The sequence below is a fragment of the Ralstonia sp. AU12-08 genome, assembly GCF_000442475.1.
In the GTDB taxonomy this organism is placed as follows: Bacteria; Pseudomonadota; Gammaproteobacteria; order Burkholderiales; family Burkholderiaceae; genus Ralstonia; species Ralstonia insidiosa.
Genome location: NZ_ASZV01000047.1, coordinates 238,519 through 252,483, shown reverse-complemented (window position 1 = coordinate 252,483; position 13,965 = coordinate 238,519). Strand labels below are relative to the sequence as shown.

Genomic DNA, 13,965 nt, shown 5'->3' with positions numbered 1-13,965 from the left:
CTGCTTTCAGGCGGGTGCCTGGGGCAGCCGCACCGTCACCCGCAGCCCACCCGTTGGGCTGTTCGCATCCTCCAGCACCACCTCCCCACCCAGCCGCTGCACCACCGTGCTCACGATCGACAGCCCAAGCCCCGAGCCGGTCGCCTCATTCCCGAGCACACGGTAGAACGGATCAAACACGCGCACACGTTCATCGGCGGGGATGCCGGGGCCGCTGTCCTGCACGGCAAGCGACACCACGCGTGCCGCAGTCGCAATCGACAGGTCGATGCTGCCGCCGACGGGCGTATAGCGGATGGCGTTGTCCACCAGGTTGCGCACCACGACAAAGAGGTCGAGCTCGCTGGCATGCACGTGGGCATCCGCCTCGGTGGTGACGCCCAGGTCCAGCCGCTTGGCTTCGGCCAGTGGCATCAGGTCTTCGAGCACGCTGCGGAAGATGCGCTGGACGGAGACGGTGCTCTCCGGTACGCCGGTGGCCTCCTGTGCACGGGCGAGCGTGAGCAACTGTTCGAGCAGCCCACGGCTGCGCTCGATACCCTGGCGCAGGGTCGCTAGACGTTCGTGGGCGTCGGCAGACATGGGTGCCTGCCCCAGCCGTTCGGCCTGTAGCGAGAGCGCCGTGAGCGGCGTGCGCAGCTCGTGCGCGGCATCGGCCACGAAGCGGTGTTGCGCTTGCATCGATTGCCCCACGCGCGCCAGCAGCCGGTTGATGGCCACGACGAAGGGCCGCACCTCGTCGGGGACGGCTTCGGGCGCAATCGCGTGCAGTTGGCGCTCGTCGCGCTGGTCCACCTCGTGCGCGAGGCGTTTGATGGGGGCGAACATCTTGCGCAACACGTCGGCCACCGCCAGCAGCAGGATCGGCGCCAGGATCAGGAACGGCATCAGCGTGCGGATGGCGCTGTCGCGCGCGGTCTCGTCGCGCACGGCGGTTTCCTGCGCCACGGCAATGCGCTGGCCGTTGTCGAGGGTGCGCACCCACACGCGGTATTCACGCTTGCCGGCGTGCGCGGTCTGCATGCCGTCCACCATGTCAGGTGGAAATGCCAGACGCGGTGCAGGTGTGCCGGCCGCAACCGTGCCATCCGGGCCGGGCAGCACCTGCACGATGACGCGGGCTTCCTGATCGGAAACGGGTGGCGCGCTTTCGGGACTCGCGGGCGGTGCGGGCAGGTGCTCAGGGTCGAACATCGCGCCCACCTGGCGCAGCACGTCGTCCTGCAGTTCGTGGGCCTCGCTAAAGGCGGAGACGAACGCAAAGCCGCCCGCCAGCACCGCCACGCCGATGATGATGATGGAGAGCCACAGCGACAGCCGCCGCTGTAGCGACGCCCTCACCCACCCTTGGACACCATCCATCCCACGCCCCTGATGTTCTTGATGGCCTCCGCACCGAGCTTCTTGCGCAGCGCGTGGATGAGGAATTCGACGGCGTTGCTGGCCACCTCGTGGCCCCAGCCATAGATGCGCTCTTCCAGTTCCGAGCGCGAAAGGATGGCACCCGGGCGCAGCATCAACGCCTGCAGCAACGCAAACTCGCGCGCCGACAGGCGTACCGCTTCGCCATCGCCCATGCGCGCTTCATGCGCGGCAGGGTCGAGCGTGAGCACGCCATTGGTCAGCACCGGGCTGGCAGCCCCGCCCTTGCGGCGCAAGACGGCGCGCATGCGGGCCAGCAGCTCGACCATTTCGAAGGGCTTGAGGATGTAGTCATCCGCGCCGCCGTCCAGGCCGCGCACGCGCTCGTTCACGGCATCGCGCGCGGTCAGGATCAGCACCGGCACCGGGTTGTCGCGGGCGCGCAGCGCGCTGAGTACGGCATGGCCATCCTTGCCCGGCAGGCCGAGGTCGAGCAGCAGCACGTCGTAGTGTTGATGCGCAGCCACGTCCAGTGCGGTCTGGCCGTTGCGCACCCAGTCCACCGCATAGGCGGCATCGCGCAGCGCGGCATCCACGGCCGCGCCGATCATCGGGTCGTCTTCAACAAGGAGAACGCGCATTCGGTTTCTGGTGGTGGCTCAAGCAGATTGCATGGCACCGCGCCGCGCCTGCCAGTTCGTATAGCCGATGGTGATGAGCAGCGCCGCCAGCAGCACCGCCGATGCGCCCGCCGTGCCCAGGTTCATGCCGCCCGCGCTGATCGGCTTGGTCAGCAGGTCACCGCCCGTGGCACCCAGCGGCCGTGTCAGCACAAAGGCCATCCAGAACAGCGCCACGCGCGAGATACCGGTCAGATAATACGCCGCCACGATCAGCGCAATCAGGCTGGCAATCAGCAGCGCCCCACCCGCAAAACCCAGCCCCGACGAATCCGCCAGGAAGTCGCCCAGCGCCGTGCCCAACGTGTTGGACACGAGGATGGCGCCCCAGTACAGCAGCTCCTGCTTGCCGCTGCACACGTTCGCGATCGACAGCGATTTCTGGCTCAGCTTCCAGTAGACGAGCACCGCACACAGCAGGCTGGCGAGAATGGTCGAGCCGGTGGCATAGCCCAGGCCCAGCGTGCGGTCCATGAAGTCCGACAGTGTGGTGCCGGCCGTGCTGGTGGAGAGAATGACCGCCCAGTACAGCAGCGGGTTGTACGTCTTGCTGCGCAACTGCGCGCCCAGCGTGATGAAGAAGATGCCGAGCAGCAGCATCGAACTGGCCGCGTAGCCGACCTTGAGCGTCATCGAGAGCAGGTCGCCGGCGGTTTCGCCCAGGGTGGTGGCGCAGATTTTCATGATCCAGAACGCCAGCGTGATCTCGGGCAGTTTGCTGGGGAGGGTGCGGGATGGGGTCATGCGCGTGTCCTTAATGGGAGGCAGCCGAAGAATCGTGTGCGGGGTCTGCTGCGTGCTCCAGCGCCGACAGGTAGGCCACGAGCCCCACGACCACCGCCAGGAACAGCGCGTTGACGGCGCCTGTGCTCAGGCCCAGGCCACCGTTGGCTTCCGGCTGGGCGAGCAGGTCGCGGCAGGCGGCGCCCAGCGGGCGCGTCAGCACGAAGGCCCACCAGAACGTGGGTGCAGCGCCCGCGCCAAAGCCAAAGCGCGCCATGGCCGCCACGGCCACCAGCACGCCAAAGCCCAGTGCCGATTGTGCGTAGCCCAGGCGCAGGCTTTCGATCAGCCAGTCGCCGCATGCGGTGCCGAGCGCAAAGGCCAGCAGCACGGCCAGCCAGTAGAGGCGCTCGCGCACGGGGGTGTCGACGGCATCGAGGGCGAGCGTGCCTTCGCGGCGGCGCCAGAGCACCAGCGTGGCCAGCAAGGCCACTGACAGCACCACGGTCGATGCCCCCGTTGGCAAGCCGGCACGCGCAATCAGCAGATCCACGACGAGCGTGCCGAACACGCTCGCCAGCAGTGCCGTGATCCAGTACAGCCACGGCAGATAGCGGTGCGTGCGGAGTTGCCCCGTCAATGCCGCCGCAAACAGCGCGCCCATGACGACCGTGGTGCCGCCCAACCCGAACTGCCAGCCAAGGTTGAGTGCATCGGCCGCAGCTGCACCCACCGTGGTGGCCATCATCTTGATGATCCAGAACAGGGCGGTGACTTCGGGCACCTTGTTGCGCCGGCCGGGGTGTGATGCGGCGTCCATATGGGAGACGGGGATGGGGAGATTCCACCGCAGTCTGCGGGGCCAGACTTAGATGCCCCATAGCCCCCTGAAAATGGCCGCGCAATATGGTGTTACCGCGTCACATGTGTGCGGCACAATTGCCAACCGATTCTGCCGGCCTGTCTTCCTTCATCCCACCCGAGAGGAATTGCCATGGTGACGCTGCTCTTGAATGCCCCCGCCCCCGACGAACATGCCGCGCAGACCCGCTTTGGCGGGCGCCCGCTGGTGCCGGCCGATGCCCCCTTCACGTGGCCGTGTTGCGCCGCGTGCGAGCAGCCGATGCAGTTTCAGGGGCAGATTGGTGTGGAGGCCACGGCCGAGCATCCAGCCGGCTTGTTGCTGGTCTTCATGTGCCAGAACGACCCCGGCTGCTGTGACGAGTGGGACCCAAACGAAGGCGGCAACCTTGCGGTGTTTGTCCCGGCGGGCGCCCTTACGCTGGCCGAGCCGCCTGCAGAGGGCCTGACCCTGCGCGAAACCACGAACGGCGCACGCACCGAAACGCAAGACGCGGAAGACTACGAAGCCGCGCGCCGCCAATGGTGCGAGCGCACCGGCCAGCCCGGCCGCCAGGTGATCGGCCAACTGCACGGCGCGCCGTCCTGGCTACAGGCGGATGAGACCCCTGGCTGCCCCGCCTGCGGTGCCCCCATGCACCTGGCCGCGCAGTTGGAGGAAGGCCCCGACGCGCACACCGCCATGAACTTTGGCGGCGGCTGCGCCTACCTCTTCCAATGCGCCAGCCACGCGGGGCAGGTGAAGTTCCTGTGGCAGTGCTGACGCGTTAGCGCAAGCGCTTGCTGGGGGGGCTTACTGGACCAGACGGCGCAGCTTCCACTCCCCGCTCGGTTGCTTGCACAGCCAGGCCGTCCATTGCTCCTTGCTGGAGCCGCGTGTCAGTTCGCTCTGCAGGCGGCGGCACGCTTGGCCGGCGTCGGTCTTGCTCTCCAGCGGCGTGATGGTGGCCTCGATGGCCGGTTGCTTGCCCTTGGCAGGCCACGTCCATTGCGCGGGTGTGTTGTCCGCAGTGTTGACCAGCACACTGCCGATGGCCTTGGTGAACGACTTCACCTCCGTCTCGCTCATGGACCCGATGATGGTGCTGGCCAGCACATTGCGGAAGTACGCGAACGACGGCGTGGCCGCGGCAAGCAGCGCGGCGCCCGTCAGGGCGAGGGCAAAACGGCGGGCAGGAAGGCGGCGAAGCAGCATGGCGTGTCCTTAGGATGTGACGAAAGGTGCCTTCATCCTAGACCATGCTGCACCGCCTGGTTGTGACAACCGTCAGCCGGCCCATCACCCGCCCAACTTGTCGAGCAGGCTGTACCACGCCACGCCGGCCGCAATGTAGAAGCGCTGCAGCCCATGCAGCGGGATCGGCGTGATGGGCGACACGGGGTACGGAAACGCCTCCCCACTGCCCGACAGCCGCGCAGCGATGTGCTGGCCCAGGCTGGTGCACAGCGCAATGCCGCGCCCGTTGCAGCCAAGCGCCATCGTCACGCCCGGCGCGGGTTCGTGGATGTGCGGCATGAAATCCCGCGTGATGGCGATGCGGCCGGCCCAGCGGTACTCATACTCCAAGGGCCCCAACTGCGGAAACAGCAGCTCCAGCGAGCGTTCGAGGTGTGCAAAGTCCTGCGCGTGGCGCGGCTCGGCAAAAAAGCCGCGTCCACCCATCAGCAGGCGCCCGGCTGCATCTTTGCGGAAGTACAGCAGCAGCCGTTGCGAGGTGGAGGCCGTTTCGCCACGCGCCAGGATGCTTTGCGCATCCGCCGCCCTGAGCGGCTTGGTTGCGACGATAAAGCTGTTGGCGGAAAGCACTGTCTGCGCCAACCCGGGCCACAGCGGGCCGGTGTAGCCGTTGGTGGCGATCACCACGCGCTGGGCGCGCACCAGGGCGCCCGTGCTGGTGGTGGCGATCCATTGCGTGCCCTGCCGCTCCAGCGCGGTGACGGCAGTGTGACCGTGCACGGCGGCGCCCGCTTGCTGTGCAGCGCGCACCAACCCGCGCGCATACCCCATCGGCTGGATGGCACCGGCACGGCCGTCGAGCCACGCGCCCGCAAACGCCTCGGTGCCGACACGGCGCGCGACGGCGGTGCGGTCGAGCACTTCCACCGATACGCCGCGCTTCTCCCATTGCCGTGCGCGGGCATGCAGCGCCGGCACGGCCTTGTCGGAGTACGAGAGCTGCAGCCACCCCGCGCGCACCGGCTGGCAGTCGATCTGGTGCCGCTCGATCAGATCGAACACCAGATCGGCGGAGCGCGAGACGGCGTCGATCAACGGCTCGGCGCGTGCGGCGCCGAACAGGCTCACCAGTTCATCGGGGTCGTGCTTGAGCGTCGGGTTGACCTGCCCGCCGTTGCGACCGGAGGCACCCCAGCCCAGGTCGTTGGCTTCCAGCACCGTGACCTGCGTGCCGCGCTCGGCCAGATGCAGCGCGGTCGAGAGCCCCGTGTATCCACCGCCGATGACGAGCACGTCGGTGCGGGTCGAATCCAGCAACGGCGGCGTGGGTGGTGCGGCTGGTGCAGTGGCCGCCCACAGCGACGGTGGCAGCGGCTCGCCGCCGACAGTACCGGATGCGATATCGAGTTGCGGCAGCGTCATGGCACAAGGTCCCCGGCCGGCGAGTTGGCCACACTGTCTGCAGGCTTGTGCAGTACGCGGCGCAGAAAGTCTTGCGTGCGCGGCTGACGCGGCGCGCCCAGCACCTGTGCAGATGGCCCTTCCTCGACGATGGTGCCGCTGTGCAGGAAGCACACACGGTCGGCCACCTCGCGCGCAAAGCCCATCTCGTGTGTGACGACGATCATCGTCATGCCTTCGCGGGCGAGTGCGCGCATCACCTCCAGCACATCGCCGACGAGTTCCGGGTCGAGTGCAGACGTGGGCTCGTCAAATAGCATCGCCTCGGGTTCCATCGCCAGCGCGCGGGCAATCGCCACGCGTTGCTGCTGGCCGCCGGAGAGCTGGTTCGGAAACGCCTGCGCCTTGGCGGCCAGGCCCACCTTCTCCAGCAACGTCATCGCCTTGGCACGCGCCGCGTCGGGCCGCTCACCTTTGACGTAGACGGGGCCTTCCATCACGTTTTCCAGCACGCTGCGGTGCGGGAACAGATTGAAGCGCTGGAACACCATGCCCATGCGGCTGCGCAGCGTGTGGATGGCTTTGCTGTTGCGGTCCACACGCTCGCCAAACGCGCGGATCTCCCCACCGTCGTACGACTCCAGCCCGTTGATGCAACGCAGGACCGTCGACTTGCCCGAGCCCGATGGGCCGATCAGGCAGACGACTTCGCCCTTGTCCACGTGCAGGCTCACGCCGCGCAGTACGTGGTGGTCCCCAAAGTGCTTCTGCAGATCACGGATCTCGATCATCGCTTGGCCCTCCCTGCGCCCATGCGGTGTTCCAACCGGCGCAGGCAGTACACCAGCGGCAGGCTCATCACCAGATACAGCAGCGCCACCAGCGTGTAGACCGTCATGTTCTGGAACGTGGACGAGGCAATAAGCTGCCCCGCACGCGTCATTTCCGCCACCGTGATGGTGGAGACCAGTGATGAATCCTTGAGCATCATCACCAGCGTGTTGCCGTACGGCGGCAGTGCAATGCGAAACGCCTGCGGCAGGATCACGCGCCGCATGATGAGCGCACCGCGCATGCCCATGGCCTCGGCGGCTTCACGCTGGCCGGGGTCTACCGCCTCGATGCCGGCACGAAAGTTCTCGGCCTGATACGCGGAATACGCAATGCCCAGCCCGATCACGCCCGCCTGAAATGCGCTGAGCTGAATGCCGATGTCCGGCAGCACAAAGTAGATGTAGAAGAGCTGCACGATGATCGGCAGCCCGCGAATGACGTTGACGATGGTCGCCCCCGCCGTCGACACGGCCTTGATGGGCGACAAGCGCATCAGCGCCAGCGCCAGACCAATCACACTGCTGAGCAGGAACGACAGCACAGTCACCTGCACCGTGACCACCGCCCCCTGCAGCAGGATCGGCAGGAACTCCTGCGCGTGTTCAATGAACGTTGCAACACTCATGGCGCATCACCTGTCCGTGTCGTCAGCGTTAGATGCCCCACTTCTTCACGATGGCGTCCAGCGTGCCATCGGCCTTGATCTTGGCGATGGCCTTGTTGATGCGGTTGAGCGTTTCGGTATCGCCCTTGCGCACCACCAGGCAGACGTCGCCCACGTTGGCGGGTTTGTAGTTGGGCGCGAGCTTCACGCCCTCGAAGGTTTTCTGGCGGATCTGGTACGCGATGATGGGCTGATCGCCCAGGCCGGCCTTGATGCGGCCCAGCGCCAGGTCACGCGTCATGTCGGCCACCGAGTCGTAGCTGCGCACTTCCTTGAAGATGCCCTTCTTGTTGAGCATGTCGAGGAACACCGTGCCCACCTGCGCACCCACCACTTCGCCCTTCAGGTCATCGAGCGTGGCGTAGTTCTTGGCGTCGTCTGCTTTGACGATCAGACCCTCGCCGTATGAGTACACCGGGTCGGAAAAGTCCACCACCTGCGCGCGTGCCGGCGTCTTCAACATCGCCGCCGAGATGATGTCGATCTTGTTGGACGTGAGCGACGGGATGAGCGCCGAGAACACCGTCTGCTGCACGTTCACGTTAAAGCCGCCGGCCTTGCCCACGGCCGTGACGGTGTCGACCATCATCCCCTGGATGGAATTCGTCTTCACATCCAGGAAGGTGAACGGCACACCCGTGGCCGTGGCACCCACGTTGTAGGTGTGCGCACTACCCTGCGCCCAGGCGAACGATGCGGTGCCGAGCATGCACAGAACGAGTGCGGCGCGACGGAAGGTGGTGACAACAGACATGGCAATCCTCCAGGCAACGGAAAAAGGTGCACCCCGAACGCGCATGTACGGGGACTGGCTCAACGTGATGCAATGCTTGTGCCAATATTCGAACGCACAGCATCGATATATAACTATGGAAAACCACTAATCGACGCATGTGAATCGATATGCGATTCTTTGGGTGTTCCAAGACCACGCACAAGCCACTCAGGCGCCACTTCCATGACTGACACCGACGACGCGCCCAACCTGCTGTTCAACCAGTCGCTGGAGAAAGGGCTGGCCGTGCTGGGCGCCTTCAACGCGCAGCGCCGCACCATGACGATTGCCGAAGTGGCCGTCGCCGTGAGCATCAACAAAAGCTCGGCGCAGCGCATGGTCTACACGCTGGAGCAGCTCGGCTACCTGCGCAAGCACCCGCAAACACGCCGCTATCAGCTCACCCCGGCGGTCATGAAGATCGGCTTCAACTACCTGGCCGCCGACACGCTCATCGACGTGGCTAACCCGTTCCTCTCCGAGCTGACCAAGGTGACCACGGAAACGTCGTGCCTGACCGAGCCTGACCAGGACGAGATGGTGTACGTGGCCCGCTTTGTGAGCGCGCATTTCGTGCCGGTGCACATGCCCATCGGCAGCCGCATCCCGATGTACTGCACGGCATCGGGTCGCGCTTACCTGGCCGCATTGCCCGTGCCCGAGGCACAGGCCATTGTCGAAAAATCGCACCGCGTTGCGCACACCATGCACACGCGCACCGAGGTGGCCGACATCATGGGAACGCTGCGCGAAACCCGCCAGCGCGGCTACGCCATCAACCGCGAAGAACTGTTCCTCGGCGACATGACCATCGCCGCACCCATCGTGAGCGGCAACGGGCGGGCGCTCGGGGCGATCCACCTCGTCGCACCCACCGGGCGTTGGACGCCGGAGGAGATGGAGAACAAGCTGGGGCCGGCGCTGCTGCAATCGGCGCGGGCGATCTGCACGTCGGTGCGGGCGCTGGGTTAACCGGGCATGCGGTGAATCGGTTTGCTAATCTCCGCAGAATATGCGGAGATTAATTTGCCGATGCGGAGAATCACCCCCATAATCTCCGCATGGAACGCGGAGATTGGCTCTACATCTGGCAGGCGCCCGAGTGGCCCGCCCTTCACTACGACCTCGCGCAACTCGCCGAGCCGCTGGAACACGTGTCGCGCGCGCAGGGGCGGTTACTCGGCCGGATGGCCGATGTCGGCCTTGCCATGCGCGATGAGGCCAGTTTGGCTGCGCTCACTGAGGACGTTCTGAAGACCAGCGAGATCGAAGGCGAACGGCTCAATGCCGAATCCGTCCGCTCGTCCATCGCCCGCCGTCTGGGCGTGGACATCGGCGCGCTCGCCCCGGTCGATCGCCACGTCGAAGGCATTGTCGAGATGGCGTTGGATGCGACGCAACGCTGCAAGGATCCGGTGACCCTTGAGCGCCTGTTCGGCTGGCACGCCGCGCTCTTCCCCACCGGCTACAGCGGCATGTCGCGCTTGGCCGTTGCCCGATGGCGCGATGACGCCAAAGGCCCGATGCAGGTGATCTCCGGCCAGATGCATCGCCCACGCGTGCATTTCGAAGCACCGCCAGCCGATCGTCTGGACGCCGAGTGTGAGCGCTTTGTTCGCTGGGTCAATGACGACGCATCGAACCCGCCACTCCTCAAGGCTGGCCTGGCCCACTTATGGTTCATCACCCTGCATCCGTTTGACGACGGCAACGGCCGGATCGCGCGTGCCATCGGTGACCTGCTGCTTGCTCGTGCGGATGGCAGCCCGCAGCGGTTCTACAGCCTATCGGCACAGATCCAGCGTGAGCGGAAGGACTACTACGACATCCTAGAGCGCACGCAGAAGGGGTCGCTTGATGTCACAGCTTGGCTGGCTTGGTTTCTCGGTGCACTGCTGCGCGCGGTTGAGAGTGCGCAGCATACGCTCGACGCTGTGCTCATCAAGACGCGTTTCTGGCAGCGCTGGGCCGCCACGCCCATGAACGCGCGGCAGGTGAAGCTACTGAATCGCTTACTGGATGGTTTCGAGGGCAAGCTCACGAGCAGCAAATGGGCATCCATCGCCAAATGTTCTCCCGATACGGCGCTGCGAGACATCAACGAACTACTGATGCTGGGCGTGTTGCGCAAGTCGGCGGCCGGTGGCCGGAGCACGGCATACGAACTGGCGGACTGACCAACGCTGCGCATCAAAGCCCGGCACAATGCACGCACCCTTGGCCGTTCCGAACATCACAATGACCCTCCCGCTGCTCAACGACTTCGCCCTGCAGGCCACCGACAAGCTCCGCTATGGCGACACCGACCGTCAGGGCCACATCAACAACGCCGTCTTCGCCACGTATCTGGAAACCGGCCGCGTTGAACTGCTCTTCAACCCCGACAACCCGCTGGCCGCACCCGGCTGCGAGTTCGTCATCGCCCAGCTTGTGCTCGACTTCCGCAACGAGATCCTCTGGCCCGGCTCGGTGCAGATCGGTACGCGCGTCGCGCACATCGGGCGCAGTTCGGTCAAGCTTGAGCAGGCCATCTTCCAGAACGGCCGCTGCGCCGCCACCTCGCAGTCGGTGATCGTGCAGATCGACGTCGCCACGCGCCAATCGGCGGCGATTACCGATAGCGCACGGGCACGACTGGCCACCCTGGTTGTGACCCCTGCCGGCGCGGAAACCGAGTAAGCGAACGCGCGCTGCGTGACGCCCGGTCGACGCAAACGACAGCGCGCGAAAATTTTTAACTTTGTTTGCGCTTCTGTCACTTGCCGGTGGGAAGATGGCTCTCCCTGTTCAAACATGCGGAGGTGACCATGGGACTGTTGGATGAAGTGGGCAAGATCGCCGGCGCCGTCGCCGCCGTTGAAGCCGCTGAAAAAGTCGACCCGGATGCTGGTCTGTTGACCAAGGGCATCGCCGCCATTGCCGGCTTCAAGGGCGCAGGCGCACTGGAAGAGATGGTGGAAAAGAAAGACGAAGCCAAGGCCGATGGTGCCGAGGCTGCTCCGGAAGATGGGGCTGCGCCGCAGGCTTGATGCGCTTGCAGGCTCGAAAGGATTTTGGGGACCCCGCCGGTTGGCGGGGTTTTTGTTTTGGAGCTACGTCACCGCATTTTCGATGACTAACGGAGATTGCGTTCGCCAATGACCGTGTGTGTAGGGGTGCGCCCTTGCGCGGGAGAATCAGCTTTCGGGGCGCGTTGTTTCGACCCTCGTGCTTGTTTCCTCTGACGCAATGGTTGCTGGTGAAACGGGTTCCAGGTTTGTGGGCTCGGGTAGTTCAATGCGCGGGTTTTGCACTATAAGTGCATCTGGCTCGCCTTCTTGCGTTCCATTGAAATCACTGCCGTAGATTTCTTTGTAGGATTTTAGAAACTCTTCTCGATGGCGAAATTCGTTAAATAGCGGCCAATCGTGATAAGAGCTCTGTTGAACCAATTCCCCTGTGCGTCCGATCTGGATCATCAGATCTGCAGCTTTCGAGAAATCATCTTTTAAGATGGCTACGGCGAGCTTGAAATCCCGAAGAGAAGCCGACCAGTCGCAAGATTCTAAAACACGCAACACGTCATCCTGCCTCTTTTGTTGCTTGTATGCAATTGCAAGATTGATGTGCCGAATTCTAACGTTAAGATCACTTGCATCTTTTATTATTTCTGGGTTGAGGGAAAATTCTCCCATTCTTGTGGCGAGTTTCCAGTGTTTCCGGTCTAGTGCGTCATATACGGCTTGATATATTTCGTGGTTCGCTGTTTCGGCTTCGCCAGGGAATATCTTGCGCCAGAGTGTATACACCAGCATGAATGCAACGAGCGAAAGAACGTGACACGCTCTTAGGTAGTATTTTGGATCTACCGAGAGAGTCTCTCCTACCTTAACTTCGCTGCCGGAAATGGAGCCTTCTCGTTTGCAAATGGCGGTGTATTGTTCGCTGACGATGCCATCATTGTGTGTCATCAAATTTCTGCGTTGGCCAATTTCGACAAACTCTGGCCATTCGGCAAACTTCTTTAGTGTCTTGAGTGAAAATTTGTTCTCTAGTAGCGTAAATTGCTCGACGTAGCTCTCTCGGCGAAAGGAGTCAATCTCCTTCTCTAGCATGTCCTTCTTTATGGCGTCGAGTGATTCGAATTGGAGTAGTTCTGGGAGGGAAACTTCCCGGCGGATACTTTTGAGTAGGTCGGGCTGTCTCTCGTAGATTGTCTTGAGAAGTTCGCCGATAAAAGCATCAAATTCGCTGAATAATCCGATAAAAAGACTTCTTTGGACGATTTTTACCATCCGTAGATCGCGCATGCGCTCGATAGTGTCAAGGGCTGCTTTGACATTGGCGCGCTCACGAACATCCTCGGGGAGTCTCAGTGTTAAGTTGTTTTGGTTCTTTTTGATGGTATATTTCTCAAGGGCCTTAGCTGCCTTTTCGAGCTCCGCTTTCATGTGCTCTGCAACGGCTGGTACGGAAATTTTCGCTGCTTGCCTCATTTCATCGACACGATGAATGAATTGTGCCGAAATTCGTGCAAGCGGATGCATCGAGGATTCGCTCGCCTCTGCAATTCCCCCTTGCTGGTCACCGCTGACGCTATCCAACGCATCATTAACCGCCTCCCGTCTTTCGCTAGAGGGTGTCGCGGTCGGATTTTCTTCGTGTGTGGTTTGTTCGGATGGAGCAGTATCCGGTTTAATATCTCTCCCCCACGGAGGCATTTTTGATTTGGGATGATCTCCATGGATTCTTGCACAACCATGATCGGATAGGGCAATGCAGAATATGATTCTCGTTTCTTCGTATTTGCTCCGAGAGGAGCCTATCCCTACTACAATCTTGCCGTCACCGCCTTCGCGGTGACCGGGTTTCGCAGCCCATCCAACATCACGACTGGACGAACCGCCGGCGGCGGTTTTTTTACGTCCGGGTGCTTGCGCACGTCTGTACCTTGGCGGGCCGGGCAGGGAGACCTCCGGGTCTGCCGGTGTCGTGATGGCCGGTCTGCGAACCCTGTCGTCAGGCCCGCCACCCCTCGTTTCGCAGCGAGCGGCGGGGCCTCAACATCACGATGGAGGCCACATGGCTACCGCACTCAGCGGGCATTGCCCCGCGTCTTACCCTTCCCCACCCCCTTGGCGTTCAGCGCATCCCGTTTGGGGAGGCCACCCATGACGCCTAGCAAACGCCGCATCTACCTAACCGGCGCGCTGGCGGCGCGGGACTTTCTCTGCCGCACGCAATCCGACTTGCACCGGCATCAGCGGTACGAGCCGAACGTGCTGCGTTGGGAAATGGCGTTTTCGGGCATGCACCCGCCCGAGTACCGGGCAGGCTTTCTCGATGCCATCGGCGCGTTTGTGCTGATGACGTTGGAAGGCTGTCAGGTGAACCCTGAAACGTGGGAGGTGCTCACCGCCGTAGAGCGGGCTGGCGAGAGCCGGTAAGAACCAGATGAACGTATCCCCGAGACGGGCGGGGATGCCGGCAACAAGCCACCAGCCAACAA

Annotated in this window: 16 protein-coding genes; 6 read left to right on the top strand and 10 right to left on the bottom strand. The window is 63.5% G+C overall.

Annotated elements, in window-relative coordinates; translation table 11 throughout:
- Positions 1-6 precede the first annotated feature (6 nt).
- The 4 genes from C404_RS53330 to C404_RS53315 are packed head-to-tail and all read right to left on the bottom strand — an operon-like array spanning position 7 to position 3,549.
- Complete coding sequence (locus C404_RS53330) at positions 7-1,362, bottom strand: ATP-binding protein (protein WP_021197027.1); 1,356 nt, start codon at positions 1,360-1,362, stop codon at positions 7-9.
- Entirely contained in the window at positions 1,338-2,003 is a 666-nt protein-coding gene (locus C404_RS53325; protein ID WP_021197026.1) for a response regulator transcription factor, read from the bottom strand. Before C404_RS53325 ends, C404_RS53330 begins: the two co-directional genes overlap by 25 nt.
- 18 nt (positions 2,004-2,021) lie before the next feature.
- Positions 2,022-2,786, bottom strand: a complete 765-nt coding sequence (locus C404_RS53320; RefSeq protein WP_021197025.1) for a COG4705 family protein — start codon at positions 2,784-2,786, stop codon at positions 2,022-2,024.
- Positions 2,787-2,796: 10 nt separating this feature from the next.
- Positions 2,797-3,549: a COG4705 family protein gene (locus tag C404_RS53315; protein ID WP_235180673.1), complete on the bottom strand. Its 753-nt coding sequence runs from the start codon at positions 3,547-3,549 to the stop codon at positions 2,797-2,799.
- Between the two features lie 210 nt (positions 3,550-3,759).
- On the opposite strand from C404_RS53315, the gene C404_RS53310 reads away from it, so the two are divergent.
- A complete protein-coding gene (locus tag C404_RS53310) occupies positions 3,760-4,389 on the top strand; it encodes a DUF1963 domain-containing protein (protein WP_021197023.1) in 630 nt (209 codons plus the stop codon).
- Between the two features lie 30 nt (positions 4,390-4,419).
- Here the strand turns inward: C404_RS53310 and C404_RS53305 are convergent, their stop codons facing one another.
- The 5 genes from C404_RS53305 to C404_RS53285 form a co-directional block, all read right to left on the bottom strand.
- Complete coding sequence (locus tag C404_RS53305; protein ID WP_021197022.1) at positions 4,420-4,821, bottom strand: hypothetical protein; 402 nt, start codon at positions 4,819-4,821, stop codon at positions 4,420-4,422.
- 84 nt (positions 4,822-4,905) lie between these two features.
- Positions 4,906-6,225 carry an NAD(P)/FAD-dependent oxidoreductase gene (locus tag C404_RS53300; RefSeq protein WP_021197021.1) on the bottom strand — a complete coding sequence of 440 codons (1,320 nt, stop codon included), beginning with the start codon at positions 6,223-6,225 and terminating at the stop codon, positions 4,906-4,908.
- Positions 6,222-6,995, bottom strand: coding sequence for an amino acid ABC transporter ATP-binding protein (locus tag C404_RS53295; RefSeq protein WP_021197020.1), 774 nt, complete (start codon positions 6,993-6,995; stop codon positions 6,222-6,224). The genes C404_RS53300 and C404_RS53295 overlap by 4 nt, the downstream gene beginning before the upstream one ends.
- Complete coding sequence (gene ehuD, locus C404_RS53290) at positions 6,992-7,663, bottom strand: ectoine/hydroxyectoine ABC transporter permease subunit EhuD (protein WP_021197019.1); 672 nt, start codon at positions 7,661-7,663, stop codon at positions 6,992-6,994. Before ehuD ends, C404_RS53295 begins: the two co-directional genes overlap by 4 nt.
- Positions 7,664-7,691: 28 nt before the next feature.
- Positions 7,692-8,456 carry an ABC transporter substrate-binding protein gene (locus tag C404_RS53285; RefSeq protein WP_021197018.1) on the bottom strand — a complete coding sequence of 255 codons (765 nt, stop codon included), beginning with the start codon at positions 8,454-8,456 and terminating at the stop codon, positions 7,692-7,694.
- Positions 8,457-8,660: 204 nt separating this feature from the next.
- Between C404_RS53285 and C404_RS53280 the strand changes: the two genes are divergently transcribed.
- The 4 genes from C404_RS53280 to C404_RS53265 all read left to right on the top strand — a co-directional run bounded on the left by C404_RS53280 (position 8,661) and on the right by C404_RS53265 (position 11,506).
- The gene (locus tag C404_RS53280; RefSeq protein ID WP_021197017.1) at positions 8,661-9,449 is read left to right on the top strand and encodes an IclR family transcriptional regulator; all 789 of its coding nucleotides are present in this window, start codon (positions 8,661-8,663) and stop codon (positions 9,447-9,449) included.
- 89 nt (positions 9,450-9,538) lie between these two features.
- Positions 9,539-10,654, top strand: coding sequence for a Fic family protein (locus C404_RS53275; RefSeq protein WP_021197016.1), 1,116 nt, complete (start codon positions 9,539-9,541; stop codon positions 10,652-10,654).
- Positions 10,655-10,715: 61 nt separating this feature from the next.
- Positions 10,716-11,156: an acyl-CoA thioesterase gene (locus C404_RS53270; protein WP_031330029.1), complete on the top strand. Its 441-nt coding sequence runs from the start codon at positions 10,716-10,718 to the stop codon at positions 11,154-11,156.
- A 128-nt stretch (positions 11,157-11,284) separates the two neighbouring features.
- On the top strand, positions 11,285-11,506 hold the full coding sequence (locus C404_RS53265) for a hypothetical protein (protein ID WP_021197014.1): 222 nt from the start codon (positions 11,285-11,287) through the stop codon (positions 11,504-11,506).
- A gap of 147 nt (positions 11,507-11,653) precedes the next feature.
- Here the strand turns inward: C404_RS53265 and C404_RS0130385 are convergent, their stop codons facing one another.
- Positions 11,654-13,177 carry a hypothetical protein gene (locus tag C404_RS0130385; RefSeq protein ID WP_152524487.1) on the bottom strand — a complete coding sequence of 508 codons (1,524 nt, stop codon included), beginning with the start codon at positions 13,175-13,177 and terminating at the stop codon, positions 11,654-11,656.
- Between the two features lie 450 nt (positions 13,178-13,627).
- Here C404_RS0130385 and C404_RS53260 point away from each other — a divergent pair, with 450 nt between their 5' ends.
- Positions 13,628-13,903 carry a hypothetical protein gene (locus C404_RS53260; RefSeq protein WP_021197012.1) on the top strand — a complete coding sequence of 92 codons (276 nt, stop codon included), beginning with the start codon at positions 13,628-13,630 and terminating at the stop codon, positions 13,901-13,903.
- Positions 13,904-13,965: the final 62 nt, after the last annotated feature.

Coding starts and splice junctions, on each gene's coding strand:
- C404_RS53330 (WP_021197027.1), bottom strand. CDS start 1,362: ATGGATGGTGTCCAAGGGTGGGTGAGGGCGTCGCTACAGCGGCGGCTG.
- C404_RS53325 (WP_021197026.1), bottom strand. CDS start 2,003: ATGCGCGTTCTCCTTGTTGAAGACGACCCGATGATCGGCGCGGCCGTG.
- C404_RS53320 (WP_021197025.1), bottom strand. CDS start 2,786: ATGACCCCATCCCGCACCCTCCCCAGCAAACTGCCCGAGATCACGCTG.
- C404_RS53310 (WP_021197023.1), top strand. CDS start 3,760: ATGGTGACGCTGCTCTTGAATGCCCCCGCCCCCGACGAACATGCCGCG.
- C404_RS53305 (WP_021197022.1), bottom strand. CDS start 4,821: ATGCTGCTTCGCCGCCTTCCTGCCCGCCGTTTTGCCCTCGCCCTGACG.
- C404_RS53300 (WP_021197021.1), bottom strand. CDS start 6,225: ATGACGCTGCCGCAACTCGATATCGCATCCGGTACTGTCGGCGGCGAG.
- C404_RS53295 (WP_021197020.1), bottom strand. CDS start 6,995: ATGATCGAGATCCGTGATCTGCAGAAGCACTTTGGGGACCACCACGTA.
- ehuD (WP_021197019.1), bottom strand. CDS start 7,663: ATGAGTGTTGCAACGTTCATTGAACACGCGCAGGAGTTCCTGCCGATC.
- C404_RS53285 (WP_021197018.1), bottom strand. CDS start 8,456: ATGTCTGTTGTCACCACCTTCCGTCGCGCCGCACTCGTTCTGTGCATG.
- C404_RS53280 (WP_021197017.1), top strand. CDS start 8,661: ATGACTGACACCGACGACGCGCCCAACCTGCTGTTCAACCAGTCGCTG.
- C404_RS53275 (WP_021197016.1), top strand. CDS start 9,539: ATGGAACGCGGAGATTGGCTCTACATCTGGCAGGCGCCCGAGTGGCCC.
- C404_RS53270 (WP_031330029.1), top strand. CDS start 10,716: ATGACCCTCCCGCTGCTCAACGACTTCGCCCTGCAGGCCACCGACAAG.
- C404_RS53265 (WP_021197014.1), top strand. CDS start 11,285: ATGGGACTGTTGGATGAAGTGGGCAAGATCGCCGGCGCCGTCGCCGCC.
- C404_RS0130385 (WP_152524487.1), bottom strand. CDS start 13,177: ATGCCTCCGTGGGGGAGAGATATTAAACCGGATACTGCTCCATCCGAA.
- C404_RS53260 (WP_021197012.1), top strand. CDS start 13,628: ATGACGCCTAGCAAACGCCGCATCTACCTAACCGGCGCGCTGGCGGCG.